Source organism: Citrobacter freundii complex sp. CFNIH4, from assembly GCF_002934505.1.
Lineage (GTDB): Bacteria > Pseudomonadota > Gammaproteobacteria > Enterobacterales > Enterobacteriaceae > Citrobacter > Citrobacter freundii.
In genome coordinates, this window is sequence record NZ_CP026231.1 from 4,316,833 (window position 1) to 4,333,136 (window position 16,304).

At 54.1% G+C, this 16,304-nt stretch carries 16 protein-coding genes; 4 read left to right on the forward strand and 12 right to left on the reverse strand.

Features of this window, described 5'->3' with window-relative positions; all coding sequences use genetic code 11:
* Positions 1-15: 15 nt before the first annotated feature.
* From C2U41_RS22130 to rbsK, 8 genes are all read right to left on the reverse strand, one after another.
* Entirely contained in the window at positions 16-468 is a 453-nt protein-coding gene (locus C2U41_RS22130; protein ID WP_103848858.1) for a DUF1198 family protein, read from the reverse strand.
* A gap of 125 nt (positions 469-593) precedes the next feature.
* The gene (gene uhpT / locus C2U41_RS22135; protein WP_003023929.1) at positions 594-1,985 is read right to left on the reverse strand and encodes a hexose-6-phosphate:phosphate antiporter; all 1,392 of its coding nucleotides are present in this window, start codon (positions 1,983-1,985) and stop codon (positions 594-596) included.
* Between the two features lie 142 nt (positions 1,986-2,127).
* The gene (locus tag C2U41_RS22140) at positions 2,128-3,456 is read right to left on the reverse strand and encodes an MFS transporter (RefSeq protein WP_003023927.1); all 1,329 of its coding nucleotides are present in this window, start codon (positions 3,454-3,456) and stop codon (positions 2,128-2,130) included.
* Between the two features lie 9 nt (positions 3,457-3,465).
* A complete protein-coding gene (gene uhpB, locus C2U41_RS22145) occupies positions 3,466-4,968 on the reverse strand; it encodes a signal transduction histidine-protein kinase/phosphatase UhpB (RefSeq protein WP_003844466.1) in 1,503 nt (500 codons plus the stop codon).
* Positions 4,965-5,558, reverse strand: coding sequence for a transcriptional regulator UhpA (uhpA, locus tag C2U41_RS22150; RefSeq protein WP_003023923.1), 594 nt, complete (start codon positions 5,556-5,558; stop codon positions 4,965-4,967). Before uhpA ends, uhpB begins: the two co-directional genes overlap by 4 nt.
* 153 nt (positions 5,559-5,711) lie before the next feature.
* Positions 5,712-6,725 (reverse strand): aldose 1-epimerase family protein, encoded by a 1,014-nt coding sequence (locus tag C2U41_RS22155; protein ID WP_103848857.1) that lies wholly within the window; start codon positions 6,723-6,725, stop codon positions 5,712-5,714.
* Positions 6,726-6,736: 11 nt separating this feature from the next.
* Positions 6,737-8,053 (reverse strand): L-fucose:H+ symporter permease, encoded by a 1,317-nt coding sequence (gene fucP, locus C2U41_RS22160; RefSeq protein WP_003023919.1) that lies wholly within the window; start codon positions 8,051-8,053, stop codon positions 6,737-6,739.
* A 27-nt stretch (positions 8,054-8,080) separates the two neighbouring features.
* Entirely contained in the window at positions 8,081-9,001 is a 921-nt protein-coding gene (rbsK, locus tag C2U41_RS22165) for a ribokinase (RefSeq protein ID WP_003844463.1), read from the reverse strand.
* Between the two features lie 324 nt (positions 9,002-9,325).
* Between rbsK and C2U41_RS22170 the strand changes: the two genes are divergently transcribed.
* Complete coding sequence (locus C2U41_RS22170; protein ID WP_103848856.1) at positions 9,326-10,111, forward strand: DeoR family transcriptional regulator; 786 nt, start codon at positions 9,326-9,328, stop codon at positions 10,109-10,111.
* Between the two features lies 1 nt (position 10,112).
* Here C2U41_RS22170 and ilvN read toward each other — a convergent pair whose 3' ends face one another.
* The 3 genes from ilvN to ivbL all read right to left on the reverse strand — a co-directional run bounded on the left by ilvN (position 10,113) and on the right by ivbL (position 12,301).
* Positions 10,113-10,403: an acetolactate synthase small subunit gene (ilvN, locus tag C2U41_RS22175; protein WP_003023914.1), complete on the reverse strand. Its 291-nt coding sequence runs from the start codon at positions 10,401-10,403 to the stop codon at positions 10,113-10,115.
* Between the two features lie 3 nt (positions 10,404-10,406).
* Positions 10,407-12,095 carry an acetolactate synthase large subunit gene (ilvB, locus tag C2U41_RS22180; protein ID WP_103848855.1) on the reverse strand — a complete coding sequence of 563 codons (1,689 nt, stop codon included), beginning with the start codon at positions 12,093-12,095 and terminating at the stop codon, positions 10,407-10,409.
* A 107-nt stretch (positions 12,096-12,202) separates the two neighbouring features.
* The gene (gene ivbL, locus C2U41_RS22185; RefSeq protein WP_003827118.1) at positions 12,203-12,301 is read right to left on the reverse strand and encodes an ilvB operon leader peptide IvbL; all 99 of its coding nucleotides are present in this window, start codon (positions 12,299-12,301) and stop codon (positions 12,203-12,205) included.
* 521 nt (positions 12,302-12,822) lie between these two features.
* On the opposite strand from ivbL, the gene tisB reads away from it, so the two are divergent.
* From tisB to emrD, 3 genes are all read left to right on the forward strand, one after another.
* Positions 12,823-12,912: a type I toxin-antitoxin system toxin TisB gene (gene tisB / locus C2U41_RS22195; protein WP_003840643.1), complete on the forward strand. Its 90-nt coding sequence runs from the start codon at positions 12,823-12,825 to the stop codon at positions 12,910-12,912.
* Between the two features lie 123 nt (positions 12,913-13,035).
* The gene (locus C2U41_RS22200) at positions 13,036-13,869 is read left to right on the forward strand and encodes a DMT family transporter (protein ID WP_103848854.1); all 834 of its coding nucleotides are present in this window, start codon (positions 13,036-13,038) and stop codon (positions 13,867-13,869) included.
* Positions 13,870-14,062: 193 nt separating this feature from the next.
* On the forward strand, positions 14,063-15,247 hold the full coding sequence (gene emrD / locus C2U41_RS22205) for a multidrug efflux MFS transporter EmrD (protein ID WP_044714253.1): 1,185 nt from the start codon (positions 14,063-14,065) through the stop codon (positions 15,245-15,247).
* Here emrD and C2U41_RS22210 read toward each other — a convergent pair.
* Positions 15,174-16,256: a cellulase family glycosylhydrolase gene (locus C2U41_RS22210; RefSeq protein ID WP_103848866.1), complete on the reverse strand. Its 1,083-nt coding sequence runs from the start codon at positions 16,254-16,256 to the stop codon at positions 15,174-15,176. The genes emrD and C2U41_RS22210 overlap by 74 nt on opposite strands.
* Between the last annotated feature and the right edge of the window lie 48 nt (positions 16,257-16,304).

The following is a 16,304-nucleotide window of genomic DNA, read 5'->3' on the forward strand; positions in this document are numbered from 1 at the left end:
CATCAGGCATGACTATCAATGCAACCAATGCACGCCATCTTCGGGCTGGAAAAAGGCGTTATAGCGCATTTGAAACGCATTAAACTCCTGCATGTCCGGCTCCATTTCGCGCAAAAAACCGAGCGCCAGACGCACCTGCGCGTCGGTAATCGGCGCGGCCAGCCGAGCTTTTTGCAGCCAACGGTGCCACTGCAGCAGATTCGGCTCACTGCCGTCGACAATCACGATTTGCCAGATCAACAGCACCTGGGCCGCATTTTGCAGATGTGATTCATCAGGGCGGTGGAGGTACTGTAAAAAAGCCTCACCCTGTACTTTTCCCATCTGATCGATCATCGATTCTACTGGCACGACATCAATGTTCAGTCGCTCGCTCAGACGGCGAATTGCCCGCCGTGAACCGGACGTCAGCACCCGAAATCCCACCACAAAAACAACCACCAGGGTGGCCAACATTATCCAAATCATGCGCACATCCATTACCAGACAGGATGCCCATCATAGCGGCAAATTTATCGCTGTCGATGGATGAACGCCACGGCATAAAAAAGCCCGCCATTAAGGCGGGCAAAAGTTACCAATGCACACTTAACTTAAGCGACTTTCAATTGTTGAATCTTTTTCTCGCGGCGAATTTTACGTTCTTCAAACACGGCCACGATGGCCATCAGACAGATACAACCGATGGCGGCGGTGTCCAGCGCGGCGAAGGTTCCTGCCCAGCCGGTGAGGCCGAAAATCGGCGTGCCGTCGGCAATCATCCCCAGACCAAGCTTGGCGAAGCTGTCACCAATCAGATAAGCAAAGGTGCCTTTAATCCCATCGGCTGCGCCGATCGCTTTTTTCGGTACAAATCCGACTGCCGCAACGCCGATTAACAGCTGCGGACCAAACACCAGGAAGCCCAGCGCAAACAGCGAAGCCAGATAAACGTACTGGTTGCTGGCGTGCTGATAAACGCCCAGGGTGGCGATAATCAACGCCAGCGCCACGCAGGCCACCAGCGCACGGCGGCCATTCGCCAGGTCAGAGAGCCAGCCCCACAGCAGCGTGCCGACCAGCGCGCCCACTTCAAACAGGGTAAAGCCCTGAATCGCCACTTCTTTGGAGAGCTTTAGCTCCTGGAAAGCGTAGACGGTGGACCACTGGTCAATACCGATACGCACTACGTACAGGAAGATGTTCGAGAAACATAACAACCAGATCACTTTGTTTTTCAGCACGTACTCAACAAAGATCTGCCATTTCGTCATCTCGTTTTCTTCGGTCTCTTTGTCTTCTTCGCTGATCTCCTCGCCGAACAACTCTTCAGCTTTACCAAGACCATAAGATTCCGGGGAGTCACTGCCGTAGCGCAGGCCGATAAAACCAACAATCAGCGCGATAATCGACGGGAAGATAAACATCCCGATGACGTGACCGTCGAACAGATAGTTAGCGCCAAACAGCGCCACGCCTGCCGCACCCGCACCGCCGAGGTTGTGGGAGATGTTCCACATACCGAGGTAAGAACCCCGCTTGCGACGCGGCGTCCATTTGGTGATGGTGGAATAGCTACACGAGCCGCCGGTACTCTGGAAGAAACCACTCAGCGCATAGAAGGCAATCATCAGGAACAGGCTGGTTGAACCCGCACCCATGCTGGCGCTGAAGCCGAGCATACAGATGGCAGAGAGGATCAGCATAAACGGCAGGAACTGCTTGGTGTTTTTGCCGTCCGCGTAGTAGGAAACCAGCGTTTTTCCCACGCCGTAGGTGATGGAGAAGCCCAGGCCAATCATCCCCAGTTGCGTCATGCTCAGCCCGTAGGTGGAGATCATGTCGTTCTGCGCGATGTTGAAGTTTTTGCGGATCAGGTACATGGTCAGGTAGCCGATAAAGACCACCAGATAGGACTGCATGAACGGTTTGAACCACATTTTGCGCCGCACATCGAGCGGCAGATCCAGGGTCGGCTTGCGCACCTGGTTGAGAAAGGCCAGCATTTGACACTCCCGAGCTAATTTTTATACCTGCGAATAGCAGGCATTGTAAAAATCAGCCGGGAGACGTGCCTGAGACAGCGTCCAGGTGAAACCGGGAAAATTTCTTAGTTTTGCCCCACTCAGGGCAAAAAGGTGAGGTGCATCACGCTTCGTTGAGATCGCGCGGAGCCTGGGCGTTTAAAAACGGCAGCAGCAGCAGCGCGGAAATCCCCGCCGCAATGGCGATCACCACAAAAAACCCGGTCCAGTGCCAGACCTCCATCACCTTCGCCAGGGGCCAGCCGGAGAGCGATGCCCCCAGATAGGCAAACAGCCCAACAAAACCGGTTGCTGCACCTGCTGCCTCTTTGTGCGAACACTCCGCTGCCGCCATGCCGATCAGCATCTGCGGGCCGAAGACGAAGAATCCGGTGGTGAAAAAGCACGCTGCCTGCATCACGTAGCTGGCGAACGGCATCAGCCACAGCGAACCAACGGAGAGCAAAATTCCGGCGGCAAAAATCAGGTTCATTGGACCGCGGTTGCCGTTAAACAGCTTGTCCGAGCCCCACCCCGCCACCAGCGCACCGACAAATCCACCCAGTTCGAACATGGTCACGGCGGTATTGGCAGTCACCAGATCCACACCGAGCGTCTCAGACATGTACAGATTGCCCCAGTCATTAATCGCTGCACGGACCACGTATACCAGCACATAACACAGTGACAGCAGCCAGATATAAGGATTCAGCAGCACATAGCGGGTGAGGATCTCTTTGCGGCTCAGCCCTGCACCTTCCTGCTGCTGAGCAATTTCTAGCTCATCATGCCGCCAGTCGCCAATCGGCGGCAGGCCAATCGCCTGCGGTCTGTCGCGCAGCCGCCAGCAGAGGAAAACCCCCACCACAATCGCCAGCAACCCGGCAATCATCATCCCGGCGCGCCAACCGTAGTGCAGCGCTGTCGCCGCCATCACGATAGGGATCAGCGCTCCGCCGACGTTGTGCGCGGTATTCCACAGCGCCCACCAGCCGCCGCGCTCGGTACGCGAATACCACGCGGTCAATAAACGCGCGCAGACCGGCGACCCCCAGCCCTGGAAAAAGGCGTTCAGCGCCCACAGCACCGCAAAGGCCCACAGTGAGGTAGAGAATCCAAACAGAATGTTCACCACGCCGGTGGCGATCAGCCCGATGCCCATAAAATAGCGTGCGTTGGAGCGGTCGCTGACGATACCGGAAACAAACTTCGACAGGCCGTAGGTGATGTAAAACAGCGTCGCCAATAGCCCAATATCGCTGCGAGTCAGCACACCGCTGGTGAGAATATCCGGTACGGCGGCATTGAAGCTTTTGCGTGTGAAATAGAACAGTGCATAGCCGAGCCAGATAGTGGTCAGAATATGCCGCCGCCAATAGCGATAGCGGGCATCCACTTCCTGCTTGTCAGTGATGAGCGGCGCATTGGCCGGGGCTTTTAAAAACGCAAACATGGCCGCTCCTTACACATAACGTTGAGGCAGTGACACGCTGACCCGCGTGCCGTGCGTACAGGAAATCGACAGCGATCCTCCGAGGGCGCTAATCCGTTCACGCATCCCGGTGAGGCCAAATCCATGCTGATTCGACCCTGGCGGCAGGCCGCTGCCGTCGTCCTCAATCACCAGCATCAGCCGTTCATCCTGTTGCCAGCCCTGAAGCGTCACCGCGCTGGCGTTGGCGTGCTTAACGATGTTGTTCAGTCCTTCCTGACAGACGCGAAACAACGTCACCCGCTGGCTTTCGCTGAGTGCAGATTCGTCAATTCGCCAGTCCAGATGGCTGACGATGCCGCGGCTTTCCAGCTCCATTTCGCGCATCAATGAGCGGATGGCCTGCTCCAGCGTGAGATCGTCCAACTGGCGTGGTCGCAGGCGGCCTAACAGGCGACGCACCGAATCGTACACGCCGAGAGAAAGTTGTTCGATGTGTGCCCCGCTACGCTTCACCCCTGCGTTTTCCGGCGCCAGGCGCTGGACAATACCCGCCTGGGTACGAATGGCGGTGATGGTTTGGCCGATATCATCATGCAGTTCGCGCGCCACGTCCCGGCGCACGCTCTCTTCGGTCTCCAGCAGGCGTTCAGCCAGACGATGGTTGCGCGCTAATTCGTTTTGCAGCGACTGGTTAAGCTCACGCAGACGCTGAATACCCGCGCCGAGCAGCAGCCCGGTCAGGCTTTGCACCAGCAGCGAGAGCAACAGGTCGACGGGATGATCGTGCCAGGTCTGGCTGGCAATCAGCGCGATGGCGTTCATCAGCGTCGCAATCAGCGCCCCCTGCCAGCCGTAGTGCCAGGCCAGCGCAATGATCGGCAACGCGAGGCAAAACGGCGTGAAGCGCGAAAGCTCGGCGGGTAAACCGAGCTGTAGCCACAGGCTGACGCTAAACAGCAGCAGGTACCAGACCAGATGCCGCCCGCGCCAGTTCACCGGCTGCGACACCACCGCAGGGCCCAGCGGCAGCCAGGTGGTGCTGGTCAGATAGTGCCAGAACACCAGGCAGATCGGCGCCAGCGTTAATCCGCCGGTGAGCGTCAGCAGCAGCGCGTTCCATGCCTCTTCACCCTGCCCAAGCCAGGGCAGCGATTGCAGCAATGCCGCCGCCGTAAGCGCCGCGCCCTGCAACAGCAGCGTACGCCAGTCACGCTGGTGGCGGTATCGCGATATCAGCATCACCGGGAGTAACGTGAGGAAGCTGCCGATCATCAAAAGTGGCAAATGGGCCAGCACCACTTCCTGTGCCAACCAGAAAAGAAGCAGCCATTCCGCGCCCAACAGCACCGGCCAGTAGTCACGTGGACATTGCAGCATCAGCCCCAGACGCAGGCCAAACGGAAACAACAGTACCGCCAGCTCCGGGCGCTCAACCAGATGCAGGCTGATGCTCCACAGGCAAAACCACGCGGCAGAGAAGATAAAGAAGCAGGCAACAACGGTGATTAACCGGGAACAGAGCGTGTTCATTGCCAGCCGTCAAACATCCGGCGGGCCAGTTCGACGTCGTTACTGACGCCCAGCTTTTCCATCAGGTTGGCGCGATGCACGTGCACCGTTTTCGGCGACAGACCCAGTTCAGCAGCAATCTCTTTGACCGCCATACCTTGTGCCAGTTTTTCCGCTACCTGACGTTCGCGTTTGGTGAGCGGATCCTGACGACCAGCCGCCAGTTTGACGGCGATGTCCGGCGTCAGGTAACAGCCGCCGGTCGCAACGGTATGCACCGCTGCGATCAGCTCATCCGGGCTACAGCGTTTAGAAAGGAAACCACGCGCGCCCGCGTTGAGCGCCTGCTCCACCAGCGCCGGGCTGTCGTGGACGGAGAGCATGATAATCGCCATTCCTTTTGGTAACTGGCTTAACAGTTCAAGACCGGAGATATCTGGCATCGAGATATCACAGATACAGACCTGCACGCCGCGTCCCGGTAATCCCGCCAGCGCCTCACTGCCTGAGCCAAACTCAGCCACCACCTGCAAATCAGGTTCCAGCCCCAGCAGTTGGGCAAAGCCGGAGCGGACTATAAGGTGGTCGTCAATAAGGGCAACGGTAATCATGGGTTCATCCTGGCGCTAAGACATGCCTGATGGCGCTGCGCTTATCAGGCCTACGGGCAGGTGCCGTTGTAGGCCGGATAAGGCATTAATACCGACATCCGGCAAAAGCGCTTACCTTAACGATAAGTGCTTTGCTGTTCAAGCCTTGAGCGATCAGGCTATGCCCGTTGTGACGGTAAATGTGCGGGTGTGTTTCGGTTCTATCTGAATCAACGTCCCGTTTCGTTCCGCCGCCAGGAAGCCTTCAGGTCGACAAGTCGCGGGTAGGGCGAAGGCTGCCACCTGCTGATCGCCGTTATAGAGGATCCAACGGGTGACATAATTCAGCTCCGCGCTGGAGAAACGCGTCACGAACGTGGTGCCATCAGGTGCGATCATGCTAAATTCAGGCTTATCTGTGTATCTTTCCAGTTGGTCAGCAAAGAAAACGATTTCCGGATCGTAAAAATCGGGTTCATTAAGGCGCGCCAGCGAAGCCTCACCCTGAATAATCCGCTGATTAAACGCCAGCCACTGCTCGGTAGGCTTAACATGTACGGGTACCGATTCACGCAGCGTTATGGCTTCATCCGGGATATTCTGGCTGAAGGTCGCTTCCGGGACGTAGGCATAGTTCATATGGCACATGTACTGCAAAGGCATTGCCACTGAGGCGAGGTTAGTGACCGCCATCTGAATATCAAACAGCGCGCTCGCCTTACGCATAACCACCGCAGGATACGCCTGATAATGATGACCGAACCCCATCACATACTCGTAGCATCCGCTCACGCGTAAATTCTCGCCTTCCAACTCCAGCCAGGCCTCATCCATCGCAGCACAGGCCATTTCACCATGCAGCGGGTGAGAATCCTCCGGCGACGGGCAGCCATTAGCCAATAGCCCCGAGTGGAAAGCAAAGCAGCCGTAGGTCGCGACCACTTCTGCAGCCGGTTTTGGCTGACTGAACATGTTGCGCATGGTCAGATCATGCCCGTCAAACTGCGCATCCCAGATCATCTGCCCCATCCAGGGCAGAATAACCAGATGTCCACGACTGTTTTCTATCTTCAGCCCTTCCACTCCGCTGGCGTAACGAAACGCGGTAACCGTGAAATCGCTATTTTTCAGTAAGATTCGCGGATGCTCTGCAAAGAGTTCCCGCCACAGCGTGATACGTGTTGTCATGATCGTTCTCCTCAGGAAACCGTCGCTTCAGCCAGATTGTTGCGTACTTTGCTCTCACGCCAGAAGTAGATTCCGACGTACACGAAGCACAACATAGAAACCAGGAACGAAAGTTGCAGCGAGTGGAACATATCAGCCACATAGCCCTGAATTGCCGGAACCACCGCCGCACCGACAATCGCCATGACAATGACAGCTCCCGCCATTTCAGTATGCTCGTTATCCACGGTATCCAGCGTACCGGCGTAGATTGTCGCCCAGCAGGGTCCAAACAGGACGCTCACCAGCACGGCGACGTACACGGCGCTGAAGCTTGGCGCCAGCGCAACATAGACGAGGAACAGCGCGCCAATGATGGAGTATAGGATCAGCACTTTTTCCGGATTGAAGCGCGTCATCAATATGTTGGCGATAAACTTCCCGATAAAGAAGCAGGCAAAGCTATAGACCATGAAGGTTGAGGCATCACGCTCGTTGATATCACCCAATTCCAGTGCCAGACGGATAGTGAATGACCACACCGCAACCTGCATCCCCACATACAGGAACTGCGCAACAATCCCACGGCGGAAACGGGCATTGCTGGCCAGATAACGCAGCGTATCCATCGCTGACGGACGCTTATGACTCGCCGTTTGCGCGACTTTGCAGGTCGGGAAGCGGGTCAGCAGGAACAACACCATCACCACAACCAGTACCATAATCATGTACTTGTAAGGCTCAAGGGTATTTTCCAGCATCAACACTTTAAAGTTGTGGATCTGTTCCGCGTTCATCCCAGCCATCTGTTTTTCCAGACTCTCACCTTCAGAGAAGACCAGATATTTGCCCAGCAGAATACCGGCGGCGGCGCCAATGGGGTAAAAGGTCTGGCTGATGTTCAGGCGTAAAGTGGCATACGCTTTTGGGCCGATCATGGAGCTGTAGGTATTAGCTGCCGTTTCCAGGAAGCTCAGGCCAATCGCAATCGCAAAAATTGCCGCGAGGAACATGGTGTAGGTGGCCATGTGCGATGCCGGGAAAAAGAGCGTACAGCCAACAATATATAGCGTCAGCCCCATTAAGATGGCAATTTTATAGCTGGTCTTTTTAATCACCAAAGATGCAGGAATCGCAATTAAAAAATATCCGCCATAAAAGGCACTCTGCACTAATGCCGAGGCAAAGTTGCTGAGTGAAAATACGCTTTTGAATTGCGTAATCAGAATATCATTTAATGCGGCTGCGCATCCCCATAATGGGAATAAACAGGATAACAAAATAAACTGGAACAGAGGCGTCTTATTCAGATAGCCGTCGGGCATCTGAATGATGTTTTTATCGTTCATAGTGCTACCTTTTACAATGCAGGAGTATTATTCGTTTAAGGTAAGAAACTCATTAAATTGTTCGATGCTTGGATAAGATGATTGAGTGCCTTTCCCGGTAACGCTAAATGCAGCGAAGAGAACGGCTTTTTTCATGGCGGCTTCGACATCACCGCTTTGAACGTAATAATGGGCAAAACAACCGATGAAAGCGTCGCCTGCACCACTGGTATCGACAGCGTTCACTTTAAACGCCGGAACATGGACTTCCTGGTCACGCGTCATCCACAACGCACCTTTCTCACCCATGGTAACGATAATATTGTTCAAACCTTTATCAACCAGAGAACGTGCCGCTGCGCGAATATGGTCATAAGTATCCACTGGCATACCGGTTAATATTTCCAGCTCGGTTTCATTCGGCACAAAAAAATCACATTTACAGGCATAAGACATATCTAATTCCCGTAATGCAGGAGCGGGATTTAGTAACACTTCAATACCGTGTTTTTTGCCAAATTCAATCGCGTGATAAACAGTTTCCAGCTGCACTTCCAGTTGCAGGACAATAAGCTGACATTTTTTCAGATCTTCCGCCGCACGATCGATATCTTCCGGGGAGAGAAATTTGTTCGCTCCTTTAATAATCAGAATACTGTTGCTAGAGTTCGCATTAACAAAGATCGGTGCGACACCGCTGCTGGTGCAGGGTACCTTTTCGACATAGGTGGTATTAATCCCCCAGGATTCGAGATTGCGAATAGTGTTATCCGCAAAAATATCATCACCGACTTTTGTCAGCATCAGTACTTTGGAATTGAGCTTAGCGGCTGCAACGGCCTGATTTGCCCCTTTACCGCCACAACCAATTTTGAACGCCGGCGCTTCCAGCGTTTCCCCTTCTTTGGGCATCTGGTTGATGTAGGTGATGAGATCCACCATGTTGGAGCCAATAACCGCGATATCCATTTTACTACCTCTCAGAAACAATCACACCACAATGATATTAAAATAACATTATCATGTTACTTTCGTATCATTTGTGACTAGGATCGCGATTGGAAGATCATTTTATTGTTTGTTTATTACGCTAAATGTTGCGACTCCATCACACTACAAATAATGAAGTTGCTTACAATTGACTGAAAGTTAACTGGATATAATCAATAAAACGTGAAAAAACACGCTTTTATTTCCGAATAGTCAGACGTATAGTAATGCGGCAATGCCATGTTCTCAGAAACACAAAAATGTTACTGAAGGAACATGGGAACATGATTCGTGGAGAAGCACATGGAAACTAAGCAAAAAGAACGTATTCGACGTTTGATGGAATTGTTGAAGAAGACCGACCGAATCCATCTGAAAGAGGCGGCACGAATGCTGGAAGTTTCCGTGATGACTATTCGTCGGGATCTCAGTCAGGATGACGAGCCGTTACCGCTTACGCTGCTCGGTGGTTACATTGTGATGGTGAACAAGCCCGCCGCCATCGTTAACGCACCACTCCCCGCGCAAAAACAGTATCATCGCGACGACTTACCGGTTGCTATTCTGGCCGCGGGACTGGTAAGTGAAAATGATCTGGTCTTTTTTGATAATGGTGCGGAAATGCCGTTGGTGGTCAGCATGATCCCGGACGATATTTCCTTTACCGGGATTTGCTACTCGCACCGGGTATTCGTGGCGCTAAATGAAAAACCCAACGCCACGGTGATTCTTTGCGGAGGCACCTATCGGGCGAAAAGTGACGCCTTTTACGATACCAGCACCCCCTCTCCGCTGGATGCGCTCAACCCACGAAAAGTATTCATCTCCGCCAGCGGCGTCCATGAGCATTTCGGCGTTAGCTGGTTCAATCCGGACGATCTAGCCACAAAACGCAAAGCGATGGAACGCGGATTACGCAAAATTCTGCTGACGCGCCGCGCCCTGTTCGATGAGGTCGCCCCCGCCAGCATTGGTCCACTCTCGACCTTTGACGTACTGATAAGCGACCGTCCGTTACCAGCAGATTACGCAACCCACTGCCGGAACGGCTCTGTCAAAGTGATCACCCCGGATTCAGACGGCGACTAACTCACTCAAAGAACACGGTGATTTTGTTAAACATCGACGGATCGGACTGATTGCGGGCCACTTTCACTACATCTTCAAGCTTGTCGATCTGGCTTATCATCTGCTCAAGACGTTGATCGTCGTTGACCAGTAGCCAGATGCGGCTCTTATCGCTGTCCTGAATCGGTAGACAGAGGATGCCTTCTACGTTGAACGCACGACGGGCGAACAGGCCGCAAACGTGAGTCATTACGCCCGGATGGTTGCGTACGGTGAGTTCCAGGATTACGTTGTCATGAGTCTGCTGTTGCATGGCTTATTCCCCCACCATTTCTGTGTTTGCCGCACCCGGCGGCACCATCGGGTACACTTTTTCTTCGGCATCGATGCGCACGTGGATTAGCGCAGGTCCAGGGCGATTAATAATCTCCTGCAACGCTGCCTGTGGGTCCGCTTCGTTATTCAGATCGCAGGTTTCGAGACCAAACCCGGCAGCTATCTGCATAAAGTTAATCATCCCCGGATAGGTCGCGGCAAAAACGCCCTGCTTATAAAACAGACTCTGCTGCTGATATACAAGACCTAACGCTTCGTTATTCATCAGAATGATTTTAATATCCAGCTGATTTTCGCTGGCGGTCGCCATTTCCTGAATATTCATCATCAGGCTGCCATCGCCGGAGAAGCACAGCACTTTTTTGTCTGGGTTGGCCAGGGCCGCACCAATCGCCGCAGGCAGGCCAAAGCCCATGGTTCCCAGACCGCCGGAGGTCAGCCACTGGCGCGGACGGTTCAGCGGGTAAGCCTGTGCCGCCCACATCTGATGCTGGCCTACGTCGGTAGTGATAATGGCGCTGTCGTCTACGCGGGCAGCCACGGCGTTGATCAATCCATAGTGGCTGAGCGGATTTTTTTCCTGGGGGATCGTGCACGGAAATTCTTGCTGCAGGTCAGACACCAGTTGATGCCACTCTTCACGCGGCTGCGCTTCAATCTGCGGGATCAATTGTGCCAGAACCTCATCGACATCTGCCTGGATCGCCACGTGCGGCTGTTTGATTTTACCCAGCTCCGCGCGGTCAATATCCACGTGGATGATTTTGGCATTCGGGCAGAACTGTTCGGTTTTACCAATCGCCCGGTCATCAAAACGTGCGCCCAGAACAATCAGTAAATCCGCTTCTTGCAGAATAAAGTTGGTGCTGCGCGCGCCGTGCATGCCCAGCATGCCTAACGACAGCGGATGCGCTTTTGGCAGCATGCCGAGCGCCATCAAGGTCATAGTGGTCGGCAGTTTTGCTTTTTCGGCCAGCTCACGAACACGTTCCGGCGCGTTAATTACGCCGCCGCCGAGATACAGCACCGGGCGTTTGGCGGCGTTAATCATAGCTGCAGCATCGCGAATGCTGTCCTGGCCGAACGCTGGTGCCGCCATTTTCTGCGCGGGTTCCGGCATCTCTTCAATTTCAAAAACGGCGGTTTGAATATCCTTAGGAATGTCTATCCACACCGGGCCTGGACGTCCGGACTGCGCAATGCGGAACGCATCGCTCATGACCTGCGGTAATTCACTGATATGGCGGACCAGATAGTTATGCTTAGTGATGGGGATAGAGATGCCGTAGGTGTCGACTTCCTGGAAAGCGTCGGTGCCGATCATTGAGGCCGGAACCTGCCCGGTGATACACACCAGCGGGATGGAATCCAGACGCGCATCGGCAATGGCGGTTACCAGGTTGGTTGCGCCCGGTCCGCTACAGGCCATACAGACAGCGGGTTTGCCATCGGTTCTCGCCATTCCCTGCGCGATAAACCCCGCGCCCTGCTCGTGGCGCGCCAGGATATGACGGATTTGTGTGCTTTGGCTTAAAGCGTCATAGACGGGAAGAATCGAGCCGCCTGGAATACCGGTGACGACCTGGATCCCCTGACGTTCCAGGAAATGAACGATGAATTCTGCGCCCGTAAAACGCGTACGCTTGGATGTTATGCCCGAACTTGCCATGCTCCAGTCCTTTTATTCTGGGCCTTTGCTCCGGGCAGGTCTCTGAAACGAAAAACCCCGCCCGGTTTGCGCCGGCGGGGTTTTGGAATCGTGTGTTGATTCGGACCCTACGGCGCATTGCCGACGACCACCACCACACGCACGACGACCGCTGCGCGAGATGGCGCAGTTTTTAGTAGGGTCGCAGTCAGCATGGAAGGGTTCATTAGGGACCTGTCTGTTTGTTGATTAACTGGATTTATACAAACACAGGTTTTTCAGCGTGACAATGGAAAAATTTTCATCTGCACAAAAATGCTTCAACGATCACATTTCATTGTATGTCGTGCAAAAACAAAAAACCCCGCCGGAGCGAGGTTTTTTCAGCGTTGTGCGGTTGGTAGCCGCCGAACACACTGTGTTATGTCAACGAAAAAAGTATACGCGTTCTACGAAGAACACGCAATTTCGGCACGAATTTTGATGTTTTTGAGTATGGAACATGAATAGTGTAACGTCCATAAAATACTGTTAATTTATACAGTGTTTATCTATAATGTCTCGGTACGCAATGTGTTATGCGGGGGCCGCATCGTAAACCGGCGCATCAAAGTCCTGGCTGAAACGGGTGGTGCCGTCAGCGCCTTAACCCCCGCGTGAGCACACTGTGTTATGTCAACAAAGGTGCTGGCAACAGGCAGCGGCGAGGTACGTCAGCACCGTGCTCCTTGTACCAAAAGGAGAGCGTATGAGCCTCGTGGATATCGCTATTCTTATCCTCAAACTCATTGTTGCAGCACTGCAACTCCTTGATGCCGTTCTGAAATACATTAAGTAATTCAGATTCAAGTCGCACCTAAGGGGGGCGGATAACACTCCGCTCCCCTTTCACCTTCTCCCTGGTGCTTGTATCGCGTCAATATGTTACGTTTTTATGACATCCTCAGGGAAGAATTCCGCCATGACGCTTTCTGTTTTCTGCATTTTGCTGTTCGCCGCACTGCTGCATGCCAGCTGGAATGCCATCGTAAAAGCGGGAAACGACAAGCTGTACTCGGCGATCAGCGTCAGCGGAACCGCTGCAATTATGGCGCTGATTTGTTTACCCTTTGCGCCGCACCCCTCTGCCTCCAGCCTGCCGTTTTTAGCTGTCTCAACCGCATTACAGGTGGTCTATACCGTCCTGGTCGCCAAAACCTATCAGGTTTCGGATATGAGCCAGACCTATCCTCTGATGCGCGGCACAGCGCCACTGCTGGTCGCGATTATCAGCGTCCTGTTTCTTGGCGATAGCCTTTCGCTACTCGCCTGGGTGGGGATTGCCACCATCTGTCTGGCTATTCTCGGGATGGCATTTAACGGACGCAGCGGTTCGCAACGCGGGATTATCCTGGCGCTCATTAACGCCTGCTTTATCGCCGGTTATACGCTGGTTGATGGCACCGGCGTACGTTTATCAGAAACCGCGCTGGGTTATACGCTGTGGACCTTCTTTCTGAACGGTTCCTGCCTGCTGGGCTGGGCGATGATCGCCAGACGCCGGGAAGCGTCGCGCTATCTGGTACAGCAGTGGAAGAAAGGTATTCTTGGTGGCATTGGCACAATGGGTTCTTACGGCCTGGCGCTGTGGGCCATGACCCAGGCTCCGTTGGCGGTAGTCGCGGCGCTGCGTGAAACCTCTATCCTGTTTGGCGCGCTGCTCGCGTGGCTGCTACTGAAAGAGAAGGTTGCCGGAATACGTCTTGTCGCGGCAGCAGGTATTGCCGTAGGCGCAGTTTTACTACGCTTATCATGATCGCGTTGTAAACCCGATGCAATCCGGCAACATTTGTTGCCGCTTTTTGTTTACATTTCCTGCCGTCCATCACATAGACATTCCAGCCCACTATCTGGCCTTCTTTTTCTGTTGTGGTAGATTCCACGCGCATTTACGGGAAAGTGCAGCACCTTATTCTTCTTTTTTCTCTTTTTTAAAAGTAATCAGCGAAATGAAAAGGCATAGAAGCGTCAATTTGTTGTTGATGTTGGTATTACTGGTGGCGGTAGGTCAGATGGCGCAAACCATTTATATCCCCGCGATTGCTGATATGGCGCGTGAACTGAACGTTCGCGAAGGGGCGGTGCAAAGCGTAATGGCCGCCTATCTGTTGACCTATGGTCTATCACAACTGGTTTACGGTCCCCTTTCAGACCGCGTTGGCCGCCGCCCGGTTATCCTCGCCGGGATGTCTATTTTTATGCTGGCCACGCTGGTCGCGATTACCACGCATAGCCTGACGGTACTGATTATCGCCAGTGCCATCCAGGGGATGGGAACGGGCGTCGGCGGAGTGATGGCGCGAACGTTACCGCGCGATCTGTACGAAGGCACGCAACTGCGCCACGCCAATAGTCTGTTAAACATGGGGATTCTGGTCAGTCCGCTGTTAGCTCCGCTGATTGGCGGTGTGCTGGATACAGTGTGGAACTGGCGCGCCTGCTATATTTTTCTGTTGATTCTGTGTGCGGGCGTGACGTTTAGCATGGCACGCTGGATGCCGGAAACGCGCCCTGCAGGTGCGCCGCGTCCACAGCTGATCGCCAGCTACAAAACCCTGTTTGGTAATAGCGCTTTCACCTGTTACGTGCTGATGTTGATCGGTGGTCTGGCGGGTGTTGCGGTCTTTGAGGCCTGCTCCGGAGTATTATTGGGCGCACGTCTCGGTCTAAGCAGCATGGTGGTCAGTATCCTGTTTATCCTGCCCATCCCGGCGGCGTTTTTCGGCGCATGGTTCGCCGGTCGCCCGAATAAACGTTTCTCGACGCTAATGTGGCAGTCGGTGACCTGCTGTCTGGTAGCGGGTTTAATGATGTGGATCCCAGGGCTGTTTGACGTGATGAACGTCTGGACGCTGCTGGTTCCTGCCGCACTATTTTTCTTCGGCGCCGGAATGTTGTTTCCGCTGGCAACCAGCGGTGCAATGGAGCCTTTCCCGTTCCTGGCAGGCACTGCTGGCGCGCTGGTTGGGGGATTACAGAACATTGGTTCCGGCGTGCTGGCGTGGTTCTCTGCCATGCTGCCGCAGACCGGGCAAGCCAGTCTGGGCCTGCTGATGACCCTTATGGGGCTGTTGATTTTTGTTTGCTGGCTTCCGCTGGCGTCACGCGTGTCGCATCAGGGACAGGCGGTTTAAGCGTATGATGGCCCGGCTTATCGCCGGGCTTTTCGCATTCTGGCGCGATAATCGTCGTCAGTAACGGCTCCAGCGCCGGACGCCAGGCCCCCTCCTCACCATCATAGAACTGCGTATCCGCATTGATAGCATAGGGAATTTTCGCTTTTTTCAGCTCGCACGCCATAAAGCGGGCAAACGCCATTTGCGAGGCAGAAGGCGCGTTTTTGACGGTTTCTCCCGGCGACCAGCCCCCTACCCAACTGACATGCCCGGTTTTCTGCTGCCAATGAATGGCGGTATTGATACGGGCGCGAATGGCGGCCTTTTCTGCCGCAGTCCCTGAGGTCCACGGATATTTGCCGTTATTTTTCAGCGGTCCCCACGGAAAAATATGCCATTGGGCCAGCACCGTATTCTGACTTTGCGGCGGCAGCTTTAGGTTGGCCAAATCTTCCGGAGCGGCATGCAGTTTCGGCGCGATAAAAATCATTCGCTGTGGATCGATGGCATGGATAGTTCGAATGGTTTTGTCATACACGCGATTGAGCGACGCCTGATTATGGTTGAGCTTATCAGAGGGGTCGTAGATCAGGTCAAAACCCAGCAACGGCGAGCGTTGACCAAAGTAATGCGCCACCGCCACCCACCAGTTAACCACCTCTTTTTCGTTCCCGGCGCTGGGGTCTTTTTTATATTCGTCTGCCTGATAGGCAATGATCGGGATCACGCCATACTGCTCACAGGCTTCCACCAGCTTGCGCAGATGAATCAGCCGCGCCTCCGTAGGCTCTCCCGCTACGCGAATGCGTACGTGGGCCAACCCTTTCGCCTTGTAGTCCCGCACTACCAGCTGATCGAATTCACGGATACCCCGATCGGTGCGCGCCCAATCTACGTCCATCCCAACGCCAAGCTGCTGCGCATACTGCGCCGCCGTCAGCGCAGGTTGCGCGGCACACACGGTGGCGCTGGCCAACAGTAAAAGGGAAATAATCGGCTTTAACACGGTCGTCCTTACGCAAATCATCAGGAGTGATATCACGTATTTAGCACGCTTTTTCACTTTCCGTGTAGA

What these genes read in the sequence shown, in the direction of transcription:
- C2U41_RS22130 (WP_103848858.1), bottom strand. Translation starts at nt 468, where the DNA reads ATGATTTGGATAATGTTGGCCACCCTGGTGGTTGTTTTTGTGGTGGGA.
- uhpT (WP_003023929.1), bottom strand. Translation starts at nt 1,985, where the DNA reads ATGCTGGCCTTTCTCAACCAGGTGCGCAAGCCGACCCTGGATCTGCCG.
- C2U41_RS22140 (WP_003023927.1), bottom strand. Translation starts at nt 3,456, where the DNA reads ATGTTTGCGTTTTTAAAAGCCCCGGCCAATGCGCCGCTCATCACTGAC.
- uhpB (WP_003844466.1), bottom strand. Translation starts at nt 4,968, where the DNA reads ATGAACACGCTCTGTTCCCGGTTAATCACCGTTGTTGCCTGCTTCTTT.
- uhpA (WP_003023923.1), bottom strand. Translation starts at nt 5,558, where the DNA reads ATGATTACCGTTGCCCTTATTGACGACCACCTTATAGTCCGCTCCGGC.
- C2U41_RS22155 (WP_103848857.1), bottom strand. Translation starts at nt 6,725, where the DNA reads ATGACAACACGTATCACGCTGTGGCGGGAACTCTTTGCAGAGCATCCG.
- fucP (WP_003023919.1), bottom strand. Translation starts at nt 8,053, where the DNA reads ATGAACGATAAAAACATCATTCAGATGCCCGACGGCTATCTGAATAAG.
- rbsK (WP_003844463.1), bottom strand. Translation starts at nt 9,001, where the DNA reads ATGGATATCGCGGTTATTGGCTCCAACATGGTGGATCTCATCACCTAC.
- C2U41_RS22170 (WP_103848856.1), top strand. Translation starts at nt 9,326, where the DNA reads ATGGAAACTAAGCAAAAAGAACGTATTCGACGTTTGATGGAATTGTTG.
- ilvN (WP_003023914.1), bottom strand. Translation starts at nt 10,403, where the DNA reads ATGCAACAGCAGACTCATGACAACGTAATCCTGGAACTCACCGTACGC.
- ilvB (WP_103848855.1), bottom strand. Translation starts at nt 12,095, where the DNA reads ATGGCAAGTTCGGGCATAACATCCAAGCGTACGCGTTTTACGGGCGCA.
- ivbL (WP_003827118.1), bottom strand. Translation starts at nt 12,301, where the DNA reads ATGAACCCTTCCATGCTGACTGCGACCCTACTAAAAACTGCGCCATCT.
- tisB (WP_003840643.1), top strand. Translation starts at nt 12,823, where the DNA reads ATGAGCCTCGTGGATATCGCTATTCTTATCCTCAAACTCATTGTTGCA.
- C2U41_RS22200 (WP_103848854.1), top strand. Translation starts at nt 13,036, where the DNA reads ATGACGCTTTCTGTTTTCTGCATTTTGCTGTTCGCCGCACTGCTGCAT.
- emrD (WP_044714253.1), top strand. Translation starts at nt 14,063, where the DNA reads ATGAAAAGGCATAGAAGCGTCAATTTGTTGTTGATGTTGGTATTACTG.
- C2U41_RS22210 (WP_103848866.1), bottom strand. Translation starts at nt 16,256, where the DNA reads ATGATTTGCGTAAGGACGACCGTGTTAAAGCCGATTATTTCCCTTTTA.